The sequence below is a fragment of the Thorsellia anophelis DSM 18579 genome (assembly GCF_900111395.1).
In the GTDB taxonomy this organism is placed as follows: Bacteria; Pseudomonadota; Gammaproteobacteria; order Enterobacterales; family Thorselliaceae; genus Thorsellia; species Thorsellia anophelis.
Genome location: NZ_FOHV01000008.1, coordinates 147941 through 174873, shown reverse-complemented (window position 1 = coordinate 174873; position 26933 = coordinate 147941). Strand labels below are relative to the sequence as shown.

At 34.0% G+C, this 26933-nt stretch carries 25 protein-coding genes; 15 read left to right on the top strand and 10 right to left on the bottom strand.

Annotated elements, in window-relative coordinates; genetic code table 11:
• Window positions 1-304, top strand: a 304-nt coding sequence (locus BMW37_RS06950; protein ID WP_143047607.1) for an integrase core domain-containing protein, incomplete at its 5' end; no start/stop codon positions are given.
• Between the two features lie 25 nt (window positions 305-329).
• Here BMW37_RS06950 and BMW37_RS06945 read toward each other — a convergent pair.
• The 5 genes from BMW37_RS06945 to BMW37_RS06930 form a co-directional block, all read right to left on the bottom strand.
• On the bottom strand, window positions 330-911 hold the full coding sequence (locus tag BMW37_RS06945) for a hypothetical protein (protein WP_093318960.1): 582 nt from the start codon (window positions 909-911) through the stop codon (window positions 330-332).
• Between the two features lie 157 nt (window positions 912-1068).
• Window positions 1069-1176 (bottom strand): IS3 family transposase, encoded by a 108-nt coding sequence (locus tag BMW37_RS15925; RefSeq protein ID WP_177168607.1) that lies wholly within the window; start codon window positions 1174-1176, stop codon window positions 1069-1071.
• A gap of 77 nt (window positions 1177-1253) precedes the next feature.
• A complete protein-coding gene (locus BMW37_RS06940) occupies window positions 1254-1889 on the bottom strand; it encodes an IS3 family transposase (RefSeq protein WP_093318958.1) in 636 nt (211 codons plus the stop codon).
• Complete coding sequence (locus BMW37_RS06935) at window positions 1886-2206, bottom strand: transposase (RefSeq protein ID WP_093318955.1); 321 nt, start codon at window positions 2204-2206, stop codon at window positions 1886-1888. The genes BMW37_RS06940 and BMW37_RS06935 overlap by 4 nt, the downstream gene beginning before the upstream one ends.
• 410 nt (window positions 2207-2616) lie before the next feature.
• Complete coding sequence (locus BMW37_RS06930) at window positions 2617-3831, bottom strand: 3-phenylpropionate MFS transporter (protein ID WP_177168606.1); 1215 nt, start codon at window positions 3829-3831, stop codon at window positions 2617-2619.
• A gap of 242 nt (window positions 3832-4073) precedes the next feature.
• On the opposite strand from BMW37_RS06930, the gene BMW37_RS06925 reads away from it, so the two are divergent.
• The gene (locus tag BMW37_RS06925) at window positions 4074-4898 is read left to right on the top strand and encodes a tyrosine-protein phosphatase (protein WP_093318950.1); all 825 of its coding nucleotides are present in this window, start codon (window positions 4074-4076) and stop codon (window positions 4896-4898) included.
• 103 nt (window positions 4899-5001) lie between these two features.
• Here the strand turns inward: BMW37_RS06925 and BMW37_RS06920 are convergent, their stop codons facing one another.
• The 4 genes from BMW37_RS06920 to BMW37_RS06905 form a co-directional block, all read right to left on the bottom strand.
• Window positions 5002-5640: a hypothetical protein gene (locus BMW37_RS06920; RefSeq protein ID WP_093318947.1), complete on the bottom strand. Its 639-nt coding sequence runs from the start codon at window positions 5638-5640 to the stop codon at window positions 5002-5004.
• 47 nt (window positions 5641-5687) lie between these two features.
• Window positions 5688-6893: an MFS transporter gene (locus BMW37_RS06915; protein WP_093318946.1), complete on the bottom strand. Its 1206-nt coding sequence runs from the start codon at window positions 6891-6893 to the stop codon at window positions 5688-5690.
• A gap of 108 nt (window positions 6894-7001) precedes the next feature.
• Window positions 7002-8687: a sulfatase-like hydrolase/transferase gene (locus BMW37_RS06910; RefSeq protein ID WP_093318943.1), complete on the bottom strand. Its 1686-nt coding sequence runs from the start codon at window positions 8685-8687 to the stop codon at window positions 7002-7004.
• A gap of 29 nt (window positions 8688-8716) precedes the next feature.
• The gene (locus BMW37_RS06905; RefSeq protein WP_093318941.1) at window positions 8717-9691 is read right to left on the bottom strand and encodes a D-hexose-6-phosphate mutarotase; all 975 of its coding nucleotides are present in this window, start codon (window positions 9689-9691) and stop codon (window positions 8717-8719) included.
• A 292-nt stretch (window positions 9692-9983) separates the two neighbouring features.
• Between BMW37_RS06905 and mnmA the strand changes: the two genes are divergently transcribed.
• From mnmA to BMW37_RS06880, 5 genes are all read left to right on the top strand, one after another.
• Complete coding sequence (gene mnmA, locus BMW37_RS06900) at window positions 9984-11114, top strand: tRNA 2-thiouridine(34) synthase MnmA (RefSeq protein WP_281241264.1); 1131 nt, start codon at window positions 9984-9986, stop codon at window positions 11112-11114.
• Window positions 11115-11223: 109 nt separating this feature from the next.
• On the top strand, window positions 11224-11853 hold the full coding sequence (gene hflD, locus BMW37_RS06895; protein WP_177168605.1) for a high frequency lysogenization protein HflD: 630 nt from the start codon (window positions 11224-11226) through the stop codon (window positions 11851-11853).
• A gap of 43 nt (window positions 11854-11896) precedes the next feature.
• Window positions 11897-12343, top strand: coding sequence for a GNAT family N-acetyltransferase (locus BMW37_RS06890; RefSeq protein ID WP_093318932.1), 447 nt, complete (start codon window positions 11897-11899; stop codon window positions 12341-12343).
• A gap of 35 nt (window positions 12344-12378) precedes the next feature.
• Window positions 12379-13749, top strand: coding sequence for an adenylosuccinate lyase (purB, locus tag BMW37_RS06885; RefSeq protein ID WP_093318929.1), 1371 nt, complete (start codon window positions 12379-12381; stop codon window positions 13747-13749).
• A 74-nt stretch (window positions 13750-13823) separates the two neighbouring features.
• Window positions 13824-15374, top strand: coding sequence for a B12-binding domain-containing radical SAM protein (locus tag BMW37_RS06880; protein ID WP_093318927.1), 1551 nt, complete (start codon window positions 13824-13826; stop codon window positions 15372-15374).
• A 114-nt stretch (window positions 15375-15488) separates the two neighbouring features.
• On the opposite strand, the gene BMW37_RS06875 is transcribed toward BMW37_RS06880, so the two are convergent.
• Entirely contained in the window at window positions 15489-16388 is a 900-nt protein-coding gene (locus tag BMW37_RS06875) for a hypothetical protein (RefSeq protein ID WP_093318924.1), read from the bottom strand.
• Window positions 16389-16838: 450 nt separating this feature from the next.
• Between BMW37_RS06875 and aas the strand changes: the two genes are divergently transcribed.
• From aas to lnt, 8 genes are all read left to right on the top strand, one after another.
• Window positions 16839-18986, top strand: a complete 2148-nt coding sequence (gene aas, locus BMW37_RS06870) for a bifunctional acyl-ACP--phospholipid O-acyltransferase/long-chain-fatty-acid--ACP ligase (protein ID WP_093318922.1) — start codon at window positions 16839-16841, stop codon at window positions 18984-18986.
• 36 nt (window positions 18987-19022) lie between these two features.
• Window positions 19023-20288 (top strand): lysophospholipid transporter LplT, encoded by a 1266-nt coding sequence (gene lplT / locus BMW37_RS06865; RefSeq protein WP_093318919.1) that lies wholly within the window; start codon window positions 19023-19025, stop codon window positions 20286-20288.
• A 341-nt stretch (window positions 20289-20629) separates the two neighbouring features.
• Window positions 20630-21064 (top strand): acyl-CoA thioester hydrolase YciA, encoded by a 435-nt coding sequence (gene yciA, locus BMW37_RS06860; RefSeq protein WP_093318917.1) that lies wholly within the window; start codon window positions 20630-20632, stop codon window positions 21062-21064.
• A gap of 177 nt (window positions 21065-21241) precedes the next feature.
• The gene (gene miaB, locus BMW37_RS06855; protein ID WP_093318914.1) at window positions 21242-22669 is read left to right on the top strand and encodes a tRNA (N6-isopentenyl adenosine(37)-C2)-methylthiotransferase MiaB; all 1428 of its coding nucleotides are present in this window, start codon (window positions 21242-21244) and stop codon (window positions 22667-22669) included.
• Between the two features lie 79 nt (window positions 22670-22748).
• Window positions 22749-23834 (top strand): PhoH family protein, encoded by a 1086-nt coding sequence (locus tag BMW37_RS06850; protein WP_177168604.1) that lies wholly within the window; start codon window positions 22749-22751, stop codon window positions 23832-23834.
• Complete coding sequence (gene ybeY, locus BMW37_RS06845) at window positions 23827-24294, top strand: rRNA maturation RNase YbeY (protein WP_093318979.1); 468 nt, start codon at window positions 23827-23829, stop codon at window positions 24292-24294. Before BMW37_RS06850 ends, ybeY begins: the two co-directional genes overlap by 8 nt.
• Window positions 24295-24358: 64 nt before the next feature.
• Complete coding sequence (gene corC, locus BMW37_RS06840) at window positions 24359-25255, top strand: CNNM family magnesium/cobalt transport protein CorC (protein WP_093318912.1); 897 nt, start codon at window positions 24359-24361, stop codon at window positions 25253-25255.
• A gap of 40 nt (window positions 25256-25295) precedes the next feature.
• Entirely contained in the window at window positions 25296-26906 is a 1611-nt protein-coding gene (gene lnt, locus BMW37_RS06835) for an apolipoprotein N-acyltransferase (RefSeq protein ID WP_093318909.1), read from the top strand.
• Window positions 26907-26933 lie beyond the last annotated feature (27 nt).

Sequence of the window (26933 nt, the reverse complement as noted above, 5' to 3'; positions counted from 1 at the left end):
GCTCATATTCCATTCAGACCAAGGAACACAATACACCTCAAAAGCATTGCGTTCGCACCTTAAAGACAAGGGGATTACTCAGAGCATGAGTCGTAGAGGTAATTGCTGGGATAATGCTGTCCAAGAGCGCTTCTTTAGGAACATTAAATTTGAATACTTGGATGATTTAAGCTTTATTAACCATCAAGCAGTAGATGATGCTGTGGGGCGTTATATTAGATATTACAACAACATTAGGATTAACTCTGCAATTGGCTACATGACGCCATTACAAAAAAGAAGAGAATTATTAAAAACAGGCTAAAAAACCCTACAAAAAAACTTGACCATTACAGCTCTTGGTCTATCACATTACCCATAAAGAAACTATTTTTCCCTATTTCCTCGCAAGTAAAAATAATATCTTTCCAAGATACTGTTATTTGTTCACCATTGCGTTGACTAAAATGTACTAATTGTTCTTTTCGATTAAATCTGATTGGATTATGCGTATAAGTAAAATAAATCCTAAAAAAAGAAATATTAAAAAATATATAAATCATACCTAAAGATGGTATTAAGAGACAAATAAACAAAATTGAAAAAATCGTAAAGGATTCGAATAATGAATTTACAGTGCGTAAAAGAACAAAGCTAAAAGCTAATATAAACCCTAAAAATACTAGACTAAAAAACATAAGACTTGTTTTTGTAGAGGTAAAGGTACTGTCTACCATTTCAAAATAAGTAGAATTAAATTTTGTAATAAAATTACCAGGGTAGCACATGCTATCAGCCACTCTAACTCGTTCATCTAATTTATGGCATCCCTTCTTCTCATCAAACTTGATTTCATCTCTTGGGAACTCTCTTTTAGGCAAAAATAAGGCTTTAATAAATTGTTTTTTTTGTTCACTTTTAAATTTTTTCATTCTATTTGCTAATTTTAATTTTTAAATATAAATGACTATTTAGTATTAACTGTAGCCATTCTTTCGGTTGATCTAGAAAAATTAATTCATCAAAAATTGTTCTGGTCAAGTTTTTTTGTAGGGTTTTTTAGCCTGTTTTTAATAATTCTCTTCTTTTTTATAATGGCGTCATGTAGCCAATTGCAGAGTTGATCCTACTGTAATTATAATATCTGATATATCGTCCCACAGCATCATCTACCGCTTGATGGTTGAGAAAACTCAATTCATCCAAGTATTAAAATTTAATATTCCTAAAGAAGCGCTCTTGGACAACATTATCCCAGCAATTCCCCCTCCTACTCATATCATACTTTGAATTATCCCTTTATCTTTAAGATGTGTACCTAGTACCCGTGAGATATATTGTGTCCCTTGGTCTGCATGGAATATTAGTCCATTCAGCTGGGGCTTATACGTTAAAATAGCTGATGTTAATGCGTTAATAACAAGCTGAGTATCCGCACGTTCAGATGTGGCATACCCGACTATTTCTTTATTTGCTAGATCAAGTATGGTCGCCAAGTAACTCCAATCTTTCGCTGTTCGGATATACGTAATACCGCTACACCAATACGTATTCAATTTAGGCTGATTAAACTGCCTATTTAATAAATTAGGGATATCTGGCCGAGCCTCATCGACATCATAATAATGACGTTTCTTAGGTGTTTTAGCATAAATACCAGCATGTTTCATCAGAGAGCTTATCTTATAAACTCCGATTTTAATGCCTTGTATCATTAACTCTTTCTGCATTCTACGCTTGCCATAGCACTTAAGATTATCATGATGTATCTCAATAATTTTTTCCGTAATAATCTCACTTTCTTGATTAACAACTGGTTTATAATAAAAAGAAGAGACCGGGACTTCTAATAAAGAACACACTCGCTCTATAGATAAATTGGGCTCTGCCTTACTCAGCCTCTTAATCAACGCAATGCGGGATTGTCGTGTATGAATAAGGCTGTTGCCTTTTTTAAAATGCGGATATCCTCACGGGCTTCAGCTAACTGGCGTTTGAGCTCATAAATTTCCCTTTTTTCTTCATTCAGGGGAACTTTACCCTCAGCTAAATTACCGGCTTTCTCATTTAAATACTGACTTTTCCAGCGCGTAACAGCCGAGTGAGATGCACCAGAAATTTCCATAACGTGTTTTATTGAGTGATTGTCTTCAACGATGAGTTTAGCGAATTCATTCTTTTGTTTTGGGGTAAAAGATTGGTGCACTTTTCTGTTTTTATCTGTCATGTAATGTCACCAGTTTGATTGTCATTGTAGGCTATAATTGCCTACAAGAAAACTATACTAGTACAACAGACATATATGTACCTTAGTGTATTTAAGTTCTTAATTGATGATTAGATTTTGATTTAATCTTTTGATTATTCTTAATTATACATTAATTAATCAATTTTTGAACAGCTGAATATTAAGATATATATAAATAAAATAGTTTAACACAAGTTCATTTTAAATGTGTTGAATGCATATGTTGTTGGTGCGAAAAAAGTATTAAGGGATAGACATATACGGTTAGCTTATGATGTGAATTACAAAGTATTTGTTTTGAGGCGGGACTTAGCAACAAAAACACCGAAGGGAGTTAATAATAAACTAACCGCAGTAGGGAACCCCTTCCTTATAGGGAGGGGAGGATGTCAAATCTGCCTGGTTAAGTTGCTAGGAATTAGGCACAAACCAATAAATGCAATTCCAGCCATTACATAAAAAGTATGAGTACCAATTTCACTTAATAATACACCTGATAATGCGGTAAAAATAGCTAAGCCCACTCCAGATGCCATAGTCGCATAAGCTGCTTGGAGATAGATTATTTCTTGCGCTGTATATTGGCTTATAAAACGCATTATTGCCATGTGTCCCATGACATAAGTGAATGCATGAAATGATTGCATTAACAATATAGTAGGCAAGAAAGTAAAATTTGCCATTAAAATCCAGCGTAACACTGTGAATATTGCGGAGCAAATCAATAGCGAACGTATTGTCCACCTACTTACTAATTTGTGACCAAAAGCAAAAAATAAAATTTCGACACCTACAGAGAAGGCAATCAGCATACCAACAATAGTATCACTGTAACCAGCATCAGACCAATAAGTAGCAGCAAAACTATAATAGGCCGCATGTGATCCTTGCACCAGCATAATTGAAAGCAATACTAGAATAATCGAAGGAGTTAAGAACAAAGCCTTAAAATCAAAACTTTGCTTATGGTTATTAAGTTTATTTTGTTGATTCAAATCGGTTAAAGCATTATCGTTAAAGTTATTTTCATCTGGCTTAATGGTATATTTTAAAAAAGTACTAATTACAAATGTAATTTGTGTAATTAAAAGGCAGATAATGATAGCCTTATAATCAAATAAATCTAATAAAATGCCAACGCCAGTACTTGCGATGATGAAGCCTATTGATCCCCATAATCTGACTTTTCCATATTCGAAATAGACTTTTTTCTGCCAAGCAGCTGAAAGAGAATCAGTTAAAGGTATGCAGGGACTTATAATAAAATTGTATAAAACCATCAGTAAAAGTAATAAAACCCAATTTAAAGGAACTAAAAAAGCGCTAGCAGTCATTGCTCCTAAAATCCCAAGAATTCGTAAACTTGGGATCAGATGCTCAGATTTTTTCAGCATTAATGGTACAATTAGGGTTCCTAGGCTTCTTGCAATTAGGCTAATTGCAATCATATTTCCAATATCTTGGTTTGTATAACCAAGACCTTGTAGCCATTTAGCCCAGTAAGGAATTAAAATTCCCCGGCTCATAAAGAAAGTCAAGTATGAAAACGAAAGCCATCTATTTGGTGAAAGTTTATTTCTAAGCAGAAATAAGGTATTTTGCATATCTAACCTTGTCTGGTATGTTTTTGGATTATAAATGTGCATAATGATAGAGCATGAGTTTTGCGTAGTATAAATTAATTAATTCTATGATTTTTCAACTGGATTTCAAAATTAATATAAAATTAAACTAACAAGCTTTAAATTTTAACTCTATTAATTAACTCTACACGACTAATAACTCTTAGCCTAAAGGTTACTTTAATTAGTTAGTTTGTCAATATAATAGATTCGGAATAAATAATATGAATGAAAAGCAAATACAAGCATTATGCTGGCATCCTAAGCGATTGATTGAATTAGAAGGGGGGATTAATTTTCGTGATTTAGGAGGATATACAACTAAAGATGGACGTTCTGTAAAATGGCGAAAACTGTTTAGATCTGGTGCCCATAATTTACTTACACAAAATGATGCTAAACTCCTGCACTCCTTAAGTATAGAAACAATTGCAGATTTTAGAAGTCTTGATGAGCAGCGCAAAGCCCCAACAAATTTAGCCCTATTTGGAAAAAAAGCAGATCACCTTTCATGGAATTATAATTTGGATATGAATGATTCCACATTTCTAGAGAAGTTTAAACAAGGAGGCGATCTGACTGCGTTATCTAAAGAGATAATGTCTTCGTTTTACTTAAAATTGCCTACAGATTTTGCGCCAAGGTACCAAAAAGTGTTTGAATCTATTTTAGCAAACAAAGTTACACTTTTTCATTGCAGTGCTGGTAAAGACCGTACAGGTGTGATGTCAATGTTATTCTTATCTTTATGTGATGTGGAAGAAGAACAAATTATAGCAGATTATGAGATGACTCAGCATGTTGCTAGCCTAAAAAAATTGCATAGCAGTGGTAATAACTCTGCGGATAAAAATAGCACTGCTATGGCGATGTTTGCAAAATTACCAGCAGACGCAGTTAATGCGCTTATGGGGTCACCTATTGAATATATTAAATTAGCCATGGATCAGATTAAAACTGAGTATGGGAGTATAAAAAATTATGCACGAAATGTACTCAATTTAACAGATTCAGATATCAGAACAATACAGGATAATTTTTTGCAATAGGCTTAACTTTTAGAATGTATTTTAGGAGTAATGCAAGTTTATTTCATCTTTCTAAAAGACGAGTATTTCATAATAAGGATCTTGAAAATTTTACTGTAAACCTTCATTCGATTAGGATGAAGTTATCAGTAAATTGTTGAGTAATTTTTAATACGGGCAATAGCTTATTTTGGATAAACCTTAATAATTCTGTATCATCCATGGAATCAACTCGCTGTACATTAGTTTGGCAACAGAACTCAAATAAATATTCATTAAGTTTTAACAGTTTTGACCATAATTTAGAAAAAAACAGACTTGTCGGATGCATTTTAAAATTGACATCAAAAACAGACAGTGTATTTTCAATGGCGTTTCTATCTTTAAGGGTTAGAAGGTGTCTTAAAAAAAACTTTAACCAAACGATGTGTGCAAACTTCAAAGATGGTAAGGAAATTTTGTTTTCTATCAAATAGCGATTGAGATAGTTTTTAAAATCAATTTCACTGATGGTCGAATCAAGATCTAAAGATGCTAAGATTAACAACGAATCAGAAATATTTTCTTGCATGATTAAATTTTCAGCCCATTTGACTATCATTCTATTTATATCTACTTTTGTGAAAGGTGGTAATTCAATAGAATATTGATATGACTCCTCCCAGTCTATAATCATACGGTTTATATTCCCATTTTGACCAAAGGGGACATCATCAATTACTTTAAAACAGAGTAATTCCATGAGGGTGTATTGATAATTCATTAAGATATCCTACAAATAGTTTTGCATGCTACGTGTTAACTGTCTAATTATTTGCGTTTGTTTGTTAAATAAGCGTAGCAACCAAGCATCGCACAGAATAATGATGCTATCCCACCTGCCTGCATAGATGCAGGGCCACTAAAATGAGATGCGATAAATCCAATGATAGGGGCACCAATTAATGTACTTCCCATCGATATCGATAGATAAAAAGCCATAACCCGTCCTCTCACTTCAGCGGGAATTGACAATTGTACTAAAGCATTTGTTGTCGTATTGAAAATTTGAACGAATATGCCACAAGCTACCAAAGCAATGCTAAATAACCAGTAATTAGTAGCGAAACTTCCAATCAATAAGCTACATGCAAACGCAGATGCACCTAGTACGATGAACGATAATGTTGGCTCTGAACGTTTAGCTGCCAATAGCGACCCAATTACTGATCCTATCGCAAGCGTTGAAACTAATGCACCATAGTGTTTAGATGAGAGTTGCAATACTTCAACAGTAATTGTTGAAATAAATACAGTAAAGTTAAGGCCAAATGCCCCAACTAAAAATAGCATCACAAATAAAATTCTTAATTCAGGTTTGTTCCAGACATATAATACACCATCAATAATCTGTTTAAACCTAATAGGTGTTTTAGTTTTAGGGATTAATAAAGCACGATTTAACGCCAGTAATGCCCATAACATGGCAACAAAACTACAGGCATTTAAAATAAATATCCAGCCAGAACCAATAATAGCGATTAAAATACCAGCTATCGCAGGCCCTATTAATCTTGCTAAGTTGAAAGAAGTTGAGTTTAAAGCAACTGCATTAGATAAATCTGAGCCCTCAACTAGTTCAGAAACAAATGTTTGTCTTGCCGTTGCATCAAAAGCAGTGACACACCCAAGTGCAAGTGCAAACCCATATACCTGGAAGAGAGTAATAAGACCAGTTAAAGTTAGTGTCCCAAGGGCTAGAGCCAATAAACACATTGCAATTTGGGTTATGATCAAAATTTTTCGGCGGTCATATTGTTCGACAATATAACTTGTTACTGGTAACAGAAGAAGTTGTGGGCCAAATTGTAAGGCCAGAACTATTCCTAATGCAGACGGATCATTTTGCGTTAACTCTGTTAAGACTAACCAATCTTGACCGGTTCTTTGCATCCATGTGCCGATATTCGAGAATAATGCACCTATAGCCCACCATTTATAATTTGGGTGTTTTAAAGATCTAAATGCTTTTGCCATAGACTACCCTTATATTGAAATCACAATAATTTTATAGTACTGAAAAATAAGTTACCACTAAGAGACAAACTTATCAATTTAAACATTTAAAAATTATTGCGATGACTTTTATTGGGTCTTTTCTATCAAATAAGGAACATAATTAGGTGTAATAAAAGGTTCACTTAGGTTAATTTCAATTTCATCAGTCATATCTACTTCTAAATATTGATTAATTCCATATAAGTTTTTGCCTTGTAAAAACGTTCTGTTAGTATCATATTGTTGTAGCTCAATATCGGTTCCTAATCTTGCCGCAAGCCACCTAGACATTTCAAAATGTGATATCCAGTACGTATTTTCAACTGAGTCAGCTAATTTTGTTCCATTAGGGGCATTCCAGCTTGCACTTAAAAGGGGGACTATTGCAACTTCTTTTCTTAAAATATTATGTCCCCATAGATTATCTTCACCTAACAGCTGACCATGATCTGCTGTGATCACGACATGGTTTTCACCTTCTAAAGAATAAATTCGTTCAAGAATCTGATCTAAAACAGAATCTGTAAATAAAATAGAATTATCATAACTATTTTTACCTTCAATTATTCTATCTAACTCATCATCGTCGTTCCATTTTGCAAATTCTTTTCGATTAGGGTCATAGTTAATTTTATAAGGGGCATGTGCACCACGAAGTAAAATAACAACAAAGTTTTTACCTTGGAGATTTTGCTCATCAATAAATTCAATAATAGCTTGGTCTCTTTTTTGTTCAAATCGTATTAAAGCATCTTCCTGACCAATTAAAGTATCAATATGTCTAACACCTAGATCATTTAACACTCTGGAGCCTTGTGAAGACAACCAAGTGGTTTTGAAACCAGCTTCCTTGGCAAGTTTAAATAGATTAGTTTCTTCCGATTTTAATTGTAAGAGATTACCTGGATCTTGTATTACATTCATCATTAAAGGAATGCTTGCAGCTGTGGCCACAGCTGCAGCAATACCTTTATGAGCTGTTAAACCTTTTGATTGCCATTTCACCAAATTAGGTGTTGTTTCTCTTTCATAACCAAAAATTTGCATGTGATCAGCTCTTATTGAATCTGCGATGATTAGCCATACAGTATGAGCGTTTGATTCTATTTTTGATAAAATTGGTTTTGGAATTTCTGCTTTTGGCATCACATCTTCTATATCTGGAAAGCCTTTTACTAAAAGAAATGAAAAGGTGTCTAAGCTATTATATAAGCTTGGTCTAGTCGGACTTGGCAAAAAAAAGTTCAAATCACGATAAGTTGCTCGGTAAGGTTTAGAGGCAAGGATTAAAAAAATGCCTAAATAACAGAAGGTGGTTAACCATTTATTTAAACGGTTGGGCAGAAAACGCCAAAAAAGATAAAAATTGATTAAAAATGGTATAACAACAGCAAGAATTATATGTAAGTGCTCAGTTAATGTACCTTGTACAGCACTACTTATGTCCCCTGTTTCTTTAAGTGAACTTGTTATTGTTGTTGGGTCGAGAGGTCTACCTAAATAAGAAATATGTAGCAATTGGATAAATTGCATAACAGCAAAAAGACTAATAACTGTTAAAGCTAACGTTCTATTGCCTGCAAGCCAAAGTAAAAGGTGGAAACCCAATAAACTTAGGGTGAATTTTAGTTCAAACGTAGCTTGGTTTGCTTCGGTAAATAATTTTTGTATATAATCATCACTTTGCATAAGCAAGCTTGATAAAGCTGCTAATATTAAATATTTTAAAAAAATTTTAATGTTAATTTTGGCTTTTGGTGTTAAAAATTGCATAATTTGAATTTATTTATTAGTAGATGTATTCATTTATGGGAGTTATTACTCTCGCACGATATTTTCATAAAAAGCTCATGTTGATTAGGGTGCTTTAAAGTTATGTGATTTTTTATAACCGCTGATTCTACACAACCCATAGTTAAATAACCATCATCACCCATATCATCCATAGTCAGGCTAAGTTCAGCTCCAGGATTCCAAATAACAATATTACAAGGCTGTTTAGTGAATAGTTTATCACATGCATTTTGGTAAGTAACATGATTGTTTGATAATGTGATTTTACGTTTAAACCCACAATCATGCAAACTGATTGTATCAGAGGGATTTGTGAAGATTCTATCAATATGAGTTTTAAAGTGAGTTTCTGAATTCTCATTATCATCAAATGATTGTTTTTCTCTTAAGGCATCTATGTAATTTCCACCTACATTTTTGACTCGAACATTATGAATATCTGACAAGTTAAAATAACTATGTAAAGCCGTGGTGAAGCTAAACTCTCCTTTTGATGTCATCGATATATTGCACTCATCACTCAATCTAAATGTCATTGAAAGCAAAAAATTGTGTGGCCAAATTTTAAGCGTTTCAGCTGTTTCGCAAAGCGTGAGGGTCAATTCCACATATTCATTGGTGTCATCGATATTTTCTAGATTCCAAATTGTATTTCTCGCAAAGCCATGTGATGGAGAACCTAAAGGACCAAACCAAGGCCAACAAACAGGTATGCCACCACGAATTGCTTTGCCAAGTTTAAAAGGGGAACGTTCACTTACCCAAAATACAGGTTCAGTTTCATTGGGTTGCCAACTAATCAGATGACTTCCTTGTTTAGCAATTGCCGCTTTGAATTTAGGGTGCTTGATAACAAGGATATCAAGTTCACCAAATTCACTTATTGCTACATGCTCTGAAACCTTTTCACGAGTAGGTAGGTTGAATAATGTTTGATGAATGTTAGTGCTAACTTTTTCATTCGAAACTATATTATTGTTCATGTATCTTCCTAAATATTTACAATGAATGATTCTTGTTATGTCATATTTTATTACTTTTAAAGCCTATTAATAGCGTAATAAGATGCTAGTATAGTAACGTATAAAATTAAATGCTAAAATCATATCTAATGAACCATATTACAACAAAATGCAGTAAATATCATTAACTGTATTAGTTTATTAAATAATAAGCATTTTTGTGTTAACCAATTTAGACTGAAAATATATGACATCAAATACAGTATTACCTATTGTCCCTTCTGCTAAAATTTGCGTTCCTGACGAAAGTATTATCGAACAAAATAGCACCCAAAAAGTTATTATTGGCATGTCTGGAGGGGTTGACTCATCTGTTGCTGCATATCTTTTACTGTTACAAGGCTATCAAGTAGAAGGTCTTTTCATGAAAAATTGGGAAGAAGATGATGGCACAGATTATTGCACAGCTGCGGAAGATCTAGCTGATGCTCAAGCCGTAAGTGATAAGTTAGGGATAAAGCTGCATGCAATTAATTTTGCTGCTGAGTATTGGGATAATGTTTTTGAACATTTTCTTGAAGAATATAAGGCAGGTAGAACACCAAACCCTGACATTTTGTGCAATAAAGAAATAAAATTTAAAGCTTTTCTTACTTATGCTGCAGAAGATTTAGGAGCAAACTATATTGCAACAGGTCATTATGTGAGGAGAGCTCAAGAGTTGGTAGATAATAAGCTTGTCACTAAAATGCTTAGGGGGTTAGATTCAAATAAAGATCAGAGTTATTTTCTCTATACTTTAAGCCATGAACAAGTTGCGCAAAGTTTGTTTCCTATAGGTTCACTTGAAAAGACACTAGTCAGGCAAATAGCATTAGAACTAGATTTAGCAACAGCGAGAAAGAAAGATTCTACTGGAATTTGTTTTATTGGAGAACGAAAATTTAGTGATTTTCTTGCTAGATTCTTACCTGCTCAACCTGGAAAAATAGTCAGTGTAGAAGGACAAGTATTAGGGGAACATTTAGGATTAATGTACCATACTTTAGGACAACGTAAGGGTTTAAAAATAGGTGGTGTTAGAGAGGCAGATGAAAACCCATGGTATGTCGTCGACAAAGATATTGAAAAAAATGAGTTAATTGTTGCACAGGGGGCGAATCATGTCCGATTACAGTCAATCGGTTTAATCGCAGAACAATTACATTGGGTAAACACTTTAACCCCATTTTTGGATCGGGATATTGGATTTAAATGTACAGTAAAAACTCGATATCGCCAATCAGATATTCCATGTGAGATATACCTAGCTAAAAATGAAACCCTTTTGGTGAAATTTGCGCATGAAGTTACGGCGGTTACACCTGGTCAATCTGCAGTTTTTTACTTAGATGATGTTTGTCTGGGTGGTGGAATTATACAAGCAAGAATTCCAAAAAATTAAGCATACATTATTATCATTTAATTGGTCTTCAAAGTTATAATAAATTAAGCGTTCACCTAGTGTAAATGGAAACGCAGCTCTAAACTAGATAAGGAAATAAGGAAATATTGTGTCGAAAAATTATTCAAATAATATCATAGCATTAGCTGGGTTATGCCAAGCTGCAACACTTGTTAGAGATCTATCGCAAACAGGCCAGGCATCCGAACATTATCAAACCGCTTTAATTGATAGTTTACTTCAAAATAATCCAGAAACTGCATTGGATGTTTATGGTGGCGATTTAGATAATATACGACTTGGTTTAAAAAGCGTTAACTATTTATTAAATATGGATAAAAGCCCTGCAGTATTTGACATAACAAGATATGCATTATCTATGCTTGTTCTTGAAAGGCGCCTAATGAGGTCAACTGATTCTCAGAACACGCTAAGACTCAGAATGGCTAGCTTAACCAATAATATGAATGTGATAGAAGATAACCATGAACAACTCATATATAAAATTGCTGGAATATATGCTGATGTTATTAGTCCATTAGGACAAAGAGTGCAAGTAACTGGATCAGAGCAAATTTTAACTAATACTCTAGTTCAAGCTAAAATTAGAACTTTATTGTTATCAGGTATTCGTGCTGCAATTTTATGGCGGCAAGTTGGTGGCAATCGTTGGCAATTTGTGTTTGCTAGAAAAAAAATGATCGATACTGCTGAGTCACTACTTAATTATGTTGAATAATACTTAAAAAAAGTACTCAAGTACTTTTTGAGGAGACAATAATATGATATCTGTTAAGCGAGCAACTACCCAAGATGTTAGTTTACTGATACCGATTTTTAATCAGTATCTTTTATTTTATCAGCAGGAGATTGATTTAATTACACAAGAAAAATTTTTATGTGACAGGTTAAGCCATCATGAGTCAATTATTTTTATCGCGCTTAAAGATGAGCAAATCGTTGGGTTTACCCAGATATACCCAACATTTTCTTCAATAAATTTGACGACTAGCTTAATATTGAATGATCTTTTTGTAATCGAATCTGCTAGAAAAGGTGGAATAGCCAGACTATTAATGGATGCAGCTATAAGATATGGACATGAGATAAAAGCAAATGGAATTTCATTAGAAACAGCTCAAGATAATGCCAAAGCACAAGCACTTTATGAATCTCTTGGCTTTGAAATTGATGAAAAATTCATTCACTATTTTTTAAGACTTAAATAATCACACAGAAATATTTTAAACTTTGCGGAGCCTACATGGAATTAACAACTTTGAGTGCTATATCACCTATAGATGGTAGATATGGCGATAAAACATCAAACTTAAAAGCAATTTTCAGTGAGTTTGGTTTATTAAAATATAGGGTTACTGTTGAAGTTAAATGGCTTCAAATGCTATCAAAGACTGATTTAATCAAAGAGGTTCCTAGTTTTAACCAAGCGACTAATGAATTCCTTGATTCTATTATCACTAATTTTACGATTGAGGAAGCTCAAAAAATTAAAGAAATAGAAAAAACGACTAATCATGATGTTAAAGCAGTTGAATATTATCTTAAAGATAAAATAAAAGATCAGCCTGAACTTAATAGTATTAGTGAGTTTATACACTTTGCATGTACTTCTGAGGATATTAATAATCTATCTCATGCACTGATGTTAAAAGAAGCTAAGGAAACGATTATTACCCCTTACTGGACTGAAATAATTGAGCAGATGGTTGGTTTAGCAAACGAATATGAATCAATTCCATTATTGTCTAGAACTCATGGTCAGCCGGCTACGCCTTCAACATTAGGCAAAGAGTTTGCGAATGTTGTTTATCGATTCAAGCGGCAATTAAAGCAGCTTGAACAAATAGAAATATTAGGCAAAATTAATGGTGCTGTCGGGAATTTTAATGCACACATTGCAGCTTATCCAGAAATAAACTGGCGCTTATTAAGTGAGACCTTTATTACGGAACTCGGTATTACCTATAATCCTTATACTACTCAAATCGAACCTCATGATTATATAGCGGAATTATTTGATTGTATTGCTCGTTTTAATACTATTTTGATTGATTTAGATAGAGATATATGGGGCTATATTGCGCTCAATCATTTTAAGCAAAAAACAATTGCTGGTGAAATAGGTTCTTCGACTATGCCTCATAAAGTTAATCCAATCGATTTTGAAAATTCAGAAGGCAATTTGGGTCTTGCTAATGCTATGCTGAATCATTTAAGTTCAAAGCTCCCAATTTCTAGATGGCAAAGGGATCTAACGGACTCAACTGTATTGAGAAACTTAGGAGTAGGGATTGGTTATTCTATTATAGCTTATCAAGCAACCTTAAAAGGATTGCGCAAGTTAGAAGTTAATGAAAATGCGCTTTTAGATGAGTTGGACAATAATTGGGAAGTGCTTGCAGAGCCAATTCAAACAGTCATGCGTCGATATAATATTGAAAAACCATATGAAAAACTAAAAGAACTTACTCGTGGTAAAAGAGTCAATAAAGAAAGCATGCAACAGTTTATCGACTCTTTAGAACTACCATTAGATGAAAAAATCAGACTTAAAGAGATGACCCCTGCAAATTATCTAGGTAATGCAGTTGATATGGTCAAACGCCTAAGCTAATTCAATTATTTTTTGATCCCTAAACTTTTACGGCTAATACTTATATTAGCCGTTGTTAATTATAAAACCAGACAATGAAAATCTTACTAACCACACTTAATGCTCGATATTCACATGCTTCTTTAGGGTTACGCTACTTAAAAGCAAATATGGGGGACTTATACGAGCTCACACAAATCCATGAATTTACTATACAGCAATCACCAGAAGAAATTGTTGAACAAATTGTTGCATTATCTCCTAAAATAGTGGGGTTTGGTGTGTATATCTGGAATGTTGAAGAAACAACCAAGATTGTTCAGACTTTAAAAGTATTGAGACCTGAAATTAAAATCATTTTAGGTGGTCCAGAAGTATCTTATGAGTACGAAGCACAAGCTATAGTGCAAAGTGCTGATTATTTAATTACTGGTTGGGGAGATGTAAGTTTTCCTGCTTTATGCCGTAATTTAATAGACGGATTAAGACCACAACAAAAAGTGATAGCAGGAATTCAACCACCATTAGAAAACATTACGCTTCCATATGATGAATATACAGATGAAGACATTAAGCAAAGAACTGTTTATGTCGAAGCATCTAGAGGATGTCCTTTTACCTGCGAATTTTGTTTATCAAGTTTGGATAAAAAAGCATGGAGTTTTTCATTACCTGAATTTATGAATGCAATGGATAATCTTTATAGCAGAGGATTAAGGCAGTATAAATTTGTTGATAGAACATTTAATCTAAAAACTGATTTCACTACGACTATATTGACATTTTTTTTAGAAAAATTAGCTCAAAATCCTAGTGATGAGTTATTCTTGCACTTCGAACTTGTACCAGATCACCTTTCTGACGAACTTAAGGAATTAATTTTACAATTTCCTGAAGGGTGTTTGCAGTTTGAAATCGGCATACAAACACTTAATCCATCGACACAAAAACAAATTTCAAGAAGAACTAACTTAACTAAAGCTGAAGATAATATTAGGTGGCTTGTTGAAAAAAGCCACGTACATCTTCATGTGGATTTAATAGCTGGTTTACCTGATGAGAATTTAGAAACATTCGGTCAAGGAATGAACCGCTTATATTCTTGGCAACCTCACGAAATTCAGTTAGGTATTTTGAAACGATTAAGAGGGACGCCTATTATTCGGCACACTGAAGCATTTGAGTATAAGTATAGTTCTGAACCACCATATTCAGTAATGGAAAATAAAGATGTTCATTTCGATGAAATGAATCACATGAAAAGGCTCGCTAAATATTGGGATTTAGTTATTAACTCAGGAAGATTTAAACACATCCAGCCACTTTTACTTGAAAGTCAACCGTATGAAAATATGTCTAATTTAACCAAATGGTTATATGAACGGTTAGGGCGCTCTCACTCCATTCGTTTAGAAAAATTATTTGAATTGATTTTTGAATATCTTTTTAATGTTAAAAAAATTGAACCTGAATTGCTAAAAATGGCGATTACTGAAGATTTCGTCAAAACAGGTATACAAGGCTGGCCAAAATTTTTGGGAGAGCAACCTGATAATTGGAGAGAAAGAATGAGCGAATTAAATAAAAGAAGACAAGATAACGATGGGAATGCAACCCCTAAAAGGCAGCAAAGACATAAAGAGTAGGACTTGTAGCAAGTAATCAATAATACAAAAACTGCAAAAATGATAAGCAGCTTTTGTATTTTCAAATTTACTCAATATTTAATGATTCAAAACTCACAAATCGAACTAGGTCTACTAAATTAAGTTATGTGCATTAGCATAAGTATCACATCGCTTTAACCAACCAGGTAAGAAAACATCATCTTTTTTGTTGCTTGGTTGATTGTTAACCCTAGCTTTAAGTGTTTTTTTACATCCTTCAGAAAAATCTGAAAGTGCGGTTCGACCTACATTCGAACCATTCATACTTTCCAATACCTGCTGTAATCCCCAACTAATATTATTGTACTCTTTAATAGGTTTAGTTCCTTCGCCTTTAAAATTTACATAATCAATCAACGGATATAGACCATTTTTAGTTTTCATCACGCGAGTAAACTGTTTTTTGATATGATCAGGTTTTTTAGAGCTCGCTACCATTTTATCAACAGAGTCTAATAGACGTTTATAGATAAACACAATTTGGACGTCTTTAGTTTCTTCAAAAAAACGAATTAATTCTTCAAATTCACCACGTTTTCTTGCCGCTTCGAATTCAGAACGATTTTTCCATGGGGCATACCTAGATGTCAAAATCTTTGGGACTTTACGATTGTTTTGTTGATAAAAAGCAATTAGGCTTGGCAACATATCCCCATAGCTTGCATTATAACCCTTTGGATACCATATAAAATGACCAATCCCTAATGATGGGAAAGGCTCGTTAGGGTTCCAATATACTAAGTTATCGCGATTTTCCCCTGTTTCATTTTTATAGATCATTTGAGCTATAGTCAGAAGCTCTTTTCTTGCTGCGGCAATTTTAGGATCAGCAGAAGAATTATTCTTTTGTAACTTTACAACTTCATCGAATGAAGGAGCGGATTTTGAAATAGGGGCTCTGTCAATTTTTTTGTTACTAGAAGAACACGCTGTTAAAGCTGTAAGACAGAGCAGTATTATAGGAATTTTTGATGCATTTAAAAAAGATAACATTGTAAGCGCCTAATAGAGATAAAAAATAAGTTAATAAAATGAATTATACCTTTATTTTATGATGATTAGAAAATAAATTATTAGTTTTGAACTTGTGATATATAAGAAGTAGACTGCTAGTATGATTTTTCTTTTTAATAACAATATCTAAATTGCTTGTATGACTAAAATAAAGGAAGGAATGTATAGAAAAAAATAGATTTAAACACAACTGCTGTTAGATAAATGTTCGTTTCAGAGCGTAAAAAAGTATCATATTATGATCCTTGTTGATTTAATGTTTGCAAAGATTTTATAGGTTGGCAAAATAGTGCTATTAACTTAACTATTTCTATTTAATTGTATTGAATGCGTGCAATTCAAATTTTTTTGAAAAGTAGATAGCTAGTTTAGGAGTGTTTGTTTAACTGTTATTTAATAAAAATCGATACACTGATTCAAGGATTTATTATGAGCTTAAAATTTTTCTTAAAAAAAATATTTACCTTAATGTTCAGAATTGAGGTAATTGGAACCTTTTCTAATACTAGCGATACAAAAAAAATCATCACCCCTAACCACGTATCTTTGTTAGATGGCATATTATTAGGCTTATTTCTACCGATTGAACCAGTTTTTGCGATTTACAGCCCATATATCGAAAAAGCACCATTGAAATGGCTCAAGAGTAGAATGAAATTTTTACCAGTTGAACCGACTAATCCATTTGCAATTAAACAAATGATAAAAGAAGTGGATTCAGGTGTCCCCCTAGTCATCTTCCCAGAAGGCCGCATTTCTTTAACGGGGTCTTTAATGAAAGTATTTGACGGTGCAGGTTTCATAGCTGCTAAGACAAATGCTGATATCATACCAGTTCGGATTGAAGGTGCTGAATTTAGTTTTTTTAGCTATCTAAAAGGTCTGGTAAAGCTACAAATCTTTCCAAAAATAACAATTCATATATTACCAGCGGAACGTTTAGATATGCCCCTTTTAGGGACAGGAGCACAAAAAAGAGCGATATTAGGGGATCAATTACATCGCATTATGATGAATGCAAAAGTTGACGCAAGAAAAGCCCAAACCATCTGGGAAGCTTACATTCAAGCTGCGTGTAACTATGGTATGAGCACAAAAATTATCGAAGATATTAATTTTATAGAAGAATCATATAGAACGCTAACAAAAAAATCACTTGCATTAAGTCGAATTTTTGATAAATGCAGTGCTAAAAAAGAAACGTTAGGGCTCTTGTTGCCTAATGCGACTGTTATGGGAGCGGCAATTTTAGGGGCTAATTTAAGCTCGAGGGTTTGTGCGTTATTGAATTACACTGCTGGCGCAAAAGGCATTAATAGTGCTGTAATTGCATCAGAAATTAAAACTATTATTACCTCTAGAAGCTTTATTGAAAAGGGCAATCTTGAAAATTTAATCCTTGATGTTAAGTCCGTTAACTGGATATTTTTAGAAGATTTTAAAGATAGACTCACGCTAACAGATAAAGTTTGGATTGGCATTAGAACTTATTTTCCAAACCTAGTTAAGCAATCAGTAGAACCAGATAGTCCTGCTGTTAATTTATACACATCTGGGTCAGAGGGTAATCCAAAAGGTGTTGTGCATAGTAATAGTTCAATCTTAGCAAATATTGAACAAATTAAAGCAGTTGCTGATTTTACCCCAAAAGACAAATTTATGTCCTGCCTGCCACTATTTCACGCTTTTGGTCTTACAGCTGGATTACTTGCACCATTGTATTGCGGTAGCCGATTATTTTTATATCCAAGCCCATTACATTATCGTATTATTCCAGAATTAATTTATGATAAACAATGCACTGTGTTATTTGGCACGTCCACCTTTTTAGAAAAGTATGCCAAGTTTGGACATCCATATGATTTTGTCAAATTAAGATATGTCGTAGCCGGAGCAGAAAAATTAAGCCAACAGACAAAACTGTTATGGCAGAATAAATTTGGAATAAGAATCTTGGAAGGTTACGGTGTCACAGAATGTGCGCCCGTTATATCTATCAACGTACCTATGGCGGTTAAAGAAGGAACAGTTGGAAGAGCGCTGCCTAGGATTGAAACTCGCTTGATACCGGTGCCTGGAATTGATAATGCTGGTGTATTACAAGTTAAAGGACCAAATGTGATGCAAGGGTATTTGAAAGTGGAAAAACCAGGTATGTTAGAACCTACAGGGGCTTATAATGCTAATGGTCAATTTGAATCTGGTTGGTATGATACCGGTGATATCGTAAGCATAGATGATGATGGGTATTGTAGCATATTAGGCCGGATGAAACGTTTTGCAAAAATAGCAGGTGAAATGGTCGCACTTGAATCAATTGAAAACTTAGCTTTGGCGATAAATAAAGAGGCGCAGCATGCAGCTGTAACCCGTAAGGATGAACAAAAAGGCGAGGCTGTTGTTCTTTTTACAACAGATAAATCACTGAACCGTGAAAAATTAAGAGAACAAGCGAAAATTATTGGGATGCCGGAAATTTCGGTGCCAAGATTGATTTGCTATATAGAAAGTATCCCATTATTAGGTTCAGGTAAAACAGATTTTGTCACCCTTACACAATTAGCATTGGAAGTATAATGCTTAACATTCATACTTTCAAATTTGAGGTAATATATGAATAAAAATGAAACCACAAATGAAGCTGTGCCATTATTCAATCGAGGTTTAACTTCTGTTGCGTTAGCTCAATTTTTTTCGGCGCTTGCAGATAACGCGTTACTTTTTGCAATATTAGCGCTTGCGATTAAGTTGGAATATGCAAGCTGGATTGATCCTATTTTTCAATTATTATTTGTTGGTGTATATGTGATAACGGCCCCTTTTGTTGGAAGTTTTGCTGATAAATTTGATAAGGGTAAAGTTATGCTAATTTCGAACGGACTAAAATTAGTCGGTTCATTATTAATATTTAGCGGCGGAAATCCGTTTTTAGGGTATGTCATTGTAGGGTTAGGGGCTGCGTTGTACTCCCCAGCAAAATACGGTATTTTAGGTGAGGTCTCTCACCCAGGAAATCTTGTTAAAGCGAATGGTGTAATCGAGGCAAGCACTATTGCTGCGATATTAATTGGCGCAATTGCTGGTGGATTTGCTGCAGATCATCATACAACATTTGCGCTAGGTATGTGCGCAGCACTATATTTTGCAGCCCTTATTGCAAATTTATATATCCCCAAATTACCTGCAAAAAATATAGAGATGTCTTGGCATCCTAATACGATGTGTAAAAATTTTATTCAATCACTTAAAGTACTGTTGTCGGATATCGATGCAAAAGTATCATTATTAGGTACAAGTTTATTTTGGGGAGCTGGGATAACTTTAAGATTCCTATTAATTGCTTGGGTACCTTATGTTCTTAATGTTGTTGATAAAACGACCCCATCTATTTTAAATGCTACAGTTGCAATTGGCATTGTCATCGGATCAGGATTAGCCGCAAAATTTATTACATTAGAAAAAGCCAAATTAGCGCTATATGCAGGGGTGTTAATGGGGATATGTGTTGTTATTGCTATGTTAATTGAAGTGAGACCAGAAGTTTTAGCTGATGGTATCACTCATAACTTGGAATTTTGGGCAATTCAACAAGCATTAATCCCAATTCATGCTATGCTTATTTTAATAGGGATTTTTGGTGGTGTATTTATTGTCCCATTAAATGCGCTTCTTCAAGAAAGAGGCCGTGATTTAATTGGGGTAGGAAAGGCGATTGCTGCACAAAATTTTTCAGAAAACAGTATGATGTTATTTATGCTAGTGTTTTATACTCTTTTTCATTCGCTCGGTATGAGCCCCAATATTATGGGAATTGGGTTTGGCGGGATTTTTGCTATCACAATACTCATAATTATCTTTAAGACAATGAAAAATAAATGAAAGCATTCCAATTAAATAAGTACTAATCTTATTGAAATAATAATTTCCTTTATTTTCTTATGCCAAAAAGGAATGTAGCATATTTAAAGCGGTAAAATCATGCATGAAAAAGAAAATGGAATGTGTAATTGCATTTAAATCAATTAAATAGTAAAGGTTTTAATCTATTTGTCATGAAGCATAGTGTTCACTAAAGGATAAAATAATGGCTGACTAAAATGACATTCATTATTCTACTAATAGCAAGTTTTTTTGCAAAATAATGAGGTTCAGTGGATAATGAATAATTAAGTTTAAAAACTTAAGCTAAATAGTAGATAAAAAGTTTTAATGAGGAAGACATGGATAGAGATAAGCCACAAGGTGAACTAGTTCTAAGAACACTTGCAATGCCGACTGATACTAATGCAAATGGAGATATTTTTGGTGGATGGTTGATGTCACAAATGGATTTAGGAGGCGCAATATTAGCAAAAGAAATTGCTGAAGGGCGAGTTGTGACTGTGAAAGCCGACAGTATGACATTTTTAAAATCTGTAGCTGTTGGCGATGTAGTTTGCTGTTATGCTGAGTGTTTAAAAACTGGTAAAAGTTCGTTAACGATTAATATACAAGTTTGGATTAAACGACTAGCGACAAGTCCAATTGGGATACGATATCAAGCTACAGAGGCCACATTTACTTACGTTAGAGTGGATAAATCAGGCAAACCTATAGAATTACCAACTGCAAGGCAAAACTTTTCATTTGGCAATACGCCATTATCACATATTTGATTTTTAAAGGTATTGTATTATTAAATGACTTGTAAATGTAAAAATTAGCTCAAATAGTGCTATTGACGTATTTTTATTGGTATTTTTGGTCAATATCAGCGTAAAATAGATGCTAAGTATTTATAATCATAAAGTACGCACTTCCATCTTATTTCATTAGGGTAAACAAAGTTATATATGAGTAAAAAATTACACATCAAAACATGGGGATGTCAAATGAATGAATACGACTCCTCTAAAATGTCAGATCTTTTATCCGCAACACATGGTTATGAGTTAACTGATAGTCCTGAGGAGGCCGATGTTTTATTACTTAATACATGCTCAATACGTGAAAAAGCACAAGAAAAAGTCTTTCATCAACTAGGCAGATGGAGGAAGTTAAAAGAAAAAAATCCCGATCTCATCATTGGTGTTGGAGGTTGTGTTGCTTCTCAAGAAGGGGAAAATATCCGTTCTCGAGCAAAATGTGTAGATATTGTATTTGGTCCACAAACCTTGCATCGATTACCTGAAATGATAAATCACGTTCAAGGATCAAACTCACCTATTGTTGATATAAGCTTTCCAGAAATTGAAAAGTTTGACCGATTACCTGAGCCTAAAGCTGATGGCGTGACAGCATTTGTTTCAATTATGGAAGGATGCAATAAATATTGCACATTCTGTGTTGTCCCATACACACGCGGTGAAGAAGTTAGTAGACCTGTGGATGATGTATTATTTGAAATTGCTCAGCTTGCAGATCAAGGTGTCAGAGAGGTAAACCTCTTAGGGCAAAATGTGAACGCATACAAAGGCCTCACTTTCGATGGTGAGATATGTCGTTTTTCTGAATTGTTGCGCTTAGTCGCTGCAATTGATGGAATTGACAGAGTAAGATACACAACTAGTCATCCTATAGAGTTCACGGATGACATAATCCATGTCTATGAAGATACCCCAGAACTTGTGAGTTATCTTCATTTACCAGTACAAAGTGGTTCAGATCGTATATTAAATTTAATGCAACGTGGACATACGGCCTTAGAATATAAATCTATTATCCGTAAACTTAAAAAAGTAAGACCTGATATGCTGTTTAGCTCAGATTTTATTGTTGGTTTTCCAGGGGAAACTGCAGATGATTTTATGCAAACTATGAATTTAATTGCTGATGTCAATTTTGATACGAGTTTTAGCTTTGTTTATTCTTCAAGACCAGGCACTCCTGCTGCGGAAATGGAGGATGAAGTAAGTGAAGAAGAAAAAAAACAAAGATTGTACTTGTTACAAGAACGCATAACGCAACAAGCGATGCAATTTAGTAGACGTAAATTAGGTACCATTGTACGTATTTTGGTCGAAGGTACCTCTAAAAAGGATGTAATGGAACTCCAAGGACGTACTGAATGCAATCGTGTTGTTAATTTCCAAGGTACTCCTGATATGGTTGGCCAGTTTGTTGATATTGAAATCACTGAAGCGCTAAATAATTCATTGAGGGGTGTTGTTGTTAGAACAGAAAAAGAAATGGGACTAAGAAGTATTGAATCGCCAAGTAAAGTGATTGCGAGAACCCGTAAAGAAAATGAGCTTGGTGTTGGTATCTACACACCAGACTAGTATATCGTTCCTCCTCATTGATAACGAAGAGTATTTAATGAGAAGGAAATATTCGCATTGCTTGTATGGAGATAATTAATTGAATACCTCAACTCAAGAAATATTTTTAGAACCTGCAGATTCTGATAGACTGCAAAATCTTTGTGGTCCTATGGATTCACATATCACTGTTTTAGAAAAAAGATTGGGTCTTGAGATTAATCGACGCGAGAATCGCTTCAAATTAATTGGTAAGACATTTATAGTTAATGCTGCAATCAAGTTATTAAGAGATTTATATATCGAAACTGCACCGATTAAAGGACGCATACCAGAAGTTGATGTTGAGATGATACATCTAGCTATTAAAGAAAGCGGTATATTAGATCAAGCTAAAGACCATACACCTGATTACGGCAAATCTGTCAATATTCAGACGAAGCGTGGTTTAATTAAGCCAAGAACGCCTAATCAAGCCACTTATATTTCCAACATCCTCACACATGATATTATTTTTGGAATTGGGCCTGCTGGTACGGGTAAAACATATCTTGCAGTTGCAGCTGCTGTAGATGCACTTGAAAAACAAGAAATCAGACGCATATTATTGACAAGGCCAGCTGTAGAAGCTGGTGAAAAATTAGGGTTTTTACCAGGAGATTTAGCACAAAAGGTCGATCCTTATTTGAGACCGCTATATGATGCCTTGTTCGAAATGTTAGGCTTTGAAAAAGTTGAAAAATTGATGGAAAGAAATGTGATTGAAGTTGCTCCATTAGCGTATATGCGAGGGAGAACTTTGAATGATGCATTTATTATTTTAGATGAAAGCCAAAATACAACACCAGAACAAATGAAAATGTTTTTAACAAGAATTGGTTTTAATTCTAAAGCTGTTATTACTGGCGATATCACTCAAATTGATTTACCAAAGCATCAAAAATCTGGTTTAAGACATGCGATTGATGTCTTGAGTCAATTAGATGAACTGAGTTTTAATTTTTTCCAAAGTGAAGATGTTGTTCGTCATCCAGTTGTAGCAAGAATTGTAACAGCATATGAGCTTTGGGATGAAAAAGAGAGACAAGATCAAGAAACGATGAAACGAAAACGACAGGAAATAATGCAGCGAAGCACCCAATCTGAAAGTATAATTGAGACCAATGTTGAATCTAAAAATGAATAAGCCTTTTATAATTGATTTTCAAAATGCATTAGAAATTGAACAATCCTCTCTTCCAGAACTTGAGCAGATCGAATTATGGGCTGAATCTGTTCTTAAGTTATTTGAAACTGAGGCTGAATTGACCATAAGAGTTGTCGAGTTAGAAGAAAGCCAGTTATTAAATTTTCAATATAGAGGGAAAAATAGCCCAACAAATGTGCTTTCATTTCCATCTGAAAGTCATGAAAGTTTAGAAACAAAACTTTTAGGGGATTTAGTGATCTGTCATGCTATTGTTGCAAAAGAAGCCCAAGAACAAGGTAAAAAAATTAATGCTCATTACGCTCATATGGTAATACATGGATGCCTACATTTACTAGGTTATGATCATATTGAACCTGAAGATGCTGAAGAAATGGAATCGATAGAAATTGAAGTAATGGAATCATTAGGATTTAAAAATCCTTATGAAATTGATTAACGTGTGCTACTTTATTTAGATAAACATGATTGACTCATATTAGTCATTCTTAATAGGAATAAATATGTCAGAAGAGAATCCTCCGAGTAGAAACTTAGATAAAGAAACCCATAATTCACAAAGTTTTATCTCTAGTTTGATGCAAAAACTATTTAAAAAGCCTCTACAGGATCGTGCAGAATTATTAAAAATCATGCATGAAGCTAAAAATGAAGAACTCATTGATCCGGCAACTTTAGACATGTTAGAAGGTGTGATGGATATTGCAGACCAGAGAGTCCGAGATATTATGATACCTCGTTCTCAAATGGTAACATTACAACAAGATCTAACGTTATCAGCTTGCCTGGATATTATTACAAGATCAGCCCATTCAAGATTCCCCGTAATAGGTGAGGATAAAGATCATATTGAGGGGATTTTACTCGCAAAAGATCTTTTACCCTTTACTTTGAGCAGTGAAGAAACATTTGAACTAAAAAAATTATTAAGACCAGTTGTTATTGTTCCAGAGAGCAAACGTGTAGATAGTATGTTAAAGGAATTTAGATCATCACGTTACCATATGGCAATCGTAATAGATGAGTTTGGTGGTGTATCTGGATTAGTTACTATAGAGGATATCTTAGAGTTAATTGTGGGGGATATAGAAGATGAGTTTGACCCTATTGAAGAATCCGATGTAAGACAACTTAACAAACATACTTTTAGTGTGAAAGCACTTATTGATATTGAAGAATTTAACGAGATATTTTTAACTCATTTGAGTGATGAAGATGTTGATACACTCGGTGGTTTAGTTATGCAGACTCTTGGACACCTCCCTGAACGAGGCGAAAAAGTGACGATTGATGGCTATTTATTTAAAGTGACGGCTGCAGATAATCGTAGGATTATTCAAGTTCAAGTTACCATACCTGAAACTGCCCCAACTCCGATTTTGACTAATGCATCTGAATAATCAATTAATTATAATAAATTGAAATATATAGAATAAATACATGAAAATAAGTATTTCATTACTAAGTAAATTAAGTGTTGCTTTTATTTTTGGCGCTTTAGGCGTACTGGCGTTTGCACCATTTGACCAATATCTCCCTTATAATGGTTTATTGATATTTGCAAGCTTAGCGGGTTTATTTTTCTTAATTGAGACTATACCAAATGCAAGTAAAACTAAATGGATTGGATTTACGTGGGGCTTAGGCTTTTTTGGATTTGGCATCAATTGGGTATACGTCAGTGTTGCGGGTTTTGGAGGGATGCCTTATCTTGCAAATCTTTTTATAGTGGGGCTATTAATTGCATATTTATCTTTGTATCCTGCTTTATTTAGCTATCTAATTAATAAATTATCTCCTAAAAATAACCAAGCAAAATGGATTCTACTTGCCCCAATTATTTGGGGGTGTGTTGAATTCTTAAGAGGTTGGGTGCTTACTGGTTTTCCATGGTTACAAATTGGATATTCACAAATCAATTTACCACTTAGACATCTAGCGCCTATTTTTGGTGTTGAGGGAATTAATATAGCGCTTGTGATCCTAAGCGCCATGTTAATGCTATTGTGGAGGATTATTTGGACGTGCATATCTGCCAAACAATCAGTTGCTTATAAGAATTTCTTTATTCTTTTAAGTGGTTTCTTATTGCTAAATTTGAGTCCTTTGTTTCTAGGAATGATTAAATGGACAAATGAAGTTCCAGAAAGAGCAATTGAAGTTACACTTATTCAGCCTAATATTGATCAAAAGCTCAGATGGGAAGGTCAGGAGCTTGCTAATATTATCGATAAAACTAAGCAGTTAAGTTTACCGCATATTGGAAGAAGTGACCTTATTATTTGGCCTGAAACAGCCATTCCAAGTATTGAAAGCTATCAGAGATATTTTTTGAAAGAATTTGATGATTTTTTGAGACTTAACAATACTCAATTAATTACTGGTTTAGTCGATATGAGGGATAATGGAACAACCTATAATGCTGCGATAGTTTTAGGTACTAAAACTCCTTATGAGTTGCCAGATTTATCAGCAACGGAGGCAATAATACCCACGGAGCAAAGATATTTTAAACATCATTTAGTACCATTTGGTGAAACTGTTCCTTTGCAAGATATTATGAAGCATATTGCTCCATTGTTTAATTTACCTATGTCATCTTTTAGCCAAGGGCCTTATATTTCTCCTAATTTGATTGCTGCGAATCGAAACTTTGCCATGGCAATTTGCTATGAAATTATTTTAGGGCAACAACTTAGATCTAACATGACTAAGGATACAGATTTTATCTTAACAATTAGCAATGATGCTTGGTTTGGTGAATCGACTGGGCCATGGCAACATCTAGAAATGGCTAGGATGAGAGCTTTAGAATTAGGAAGACCAGTGCTTCGCAGTACTAATAATGGTATCACTGCAATTATTGATGCAAATGGTAATATTACAGCTAAATTAGAACAATTCAAGGAAGGAACCTTGACTGAGAACGTTTCTCCGACATCTGGAGTAACATTATTTGCCCAATATGGAAATTACATCAATTGGTTAGTTAAGTTTTTTTTATTGGTGATTTTACTTTTAATAGTAAAAATCTACCGTAAGAAAAATTAAGCTCCGTAATGAGAATAATAAATTATA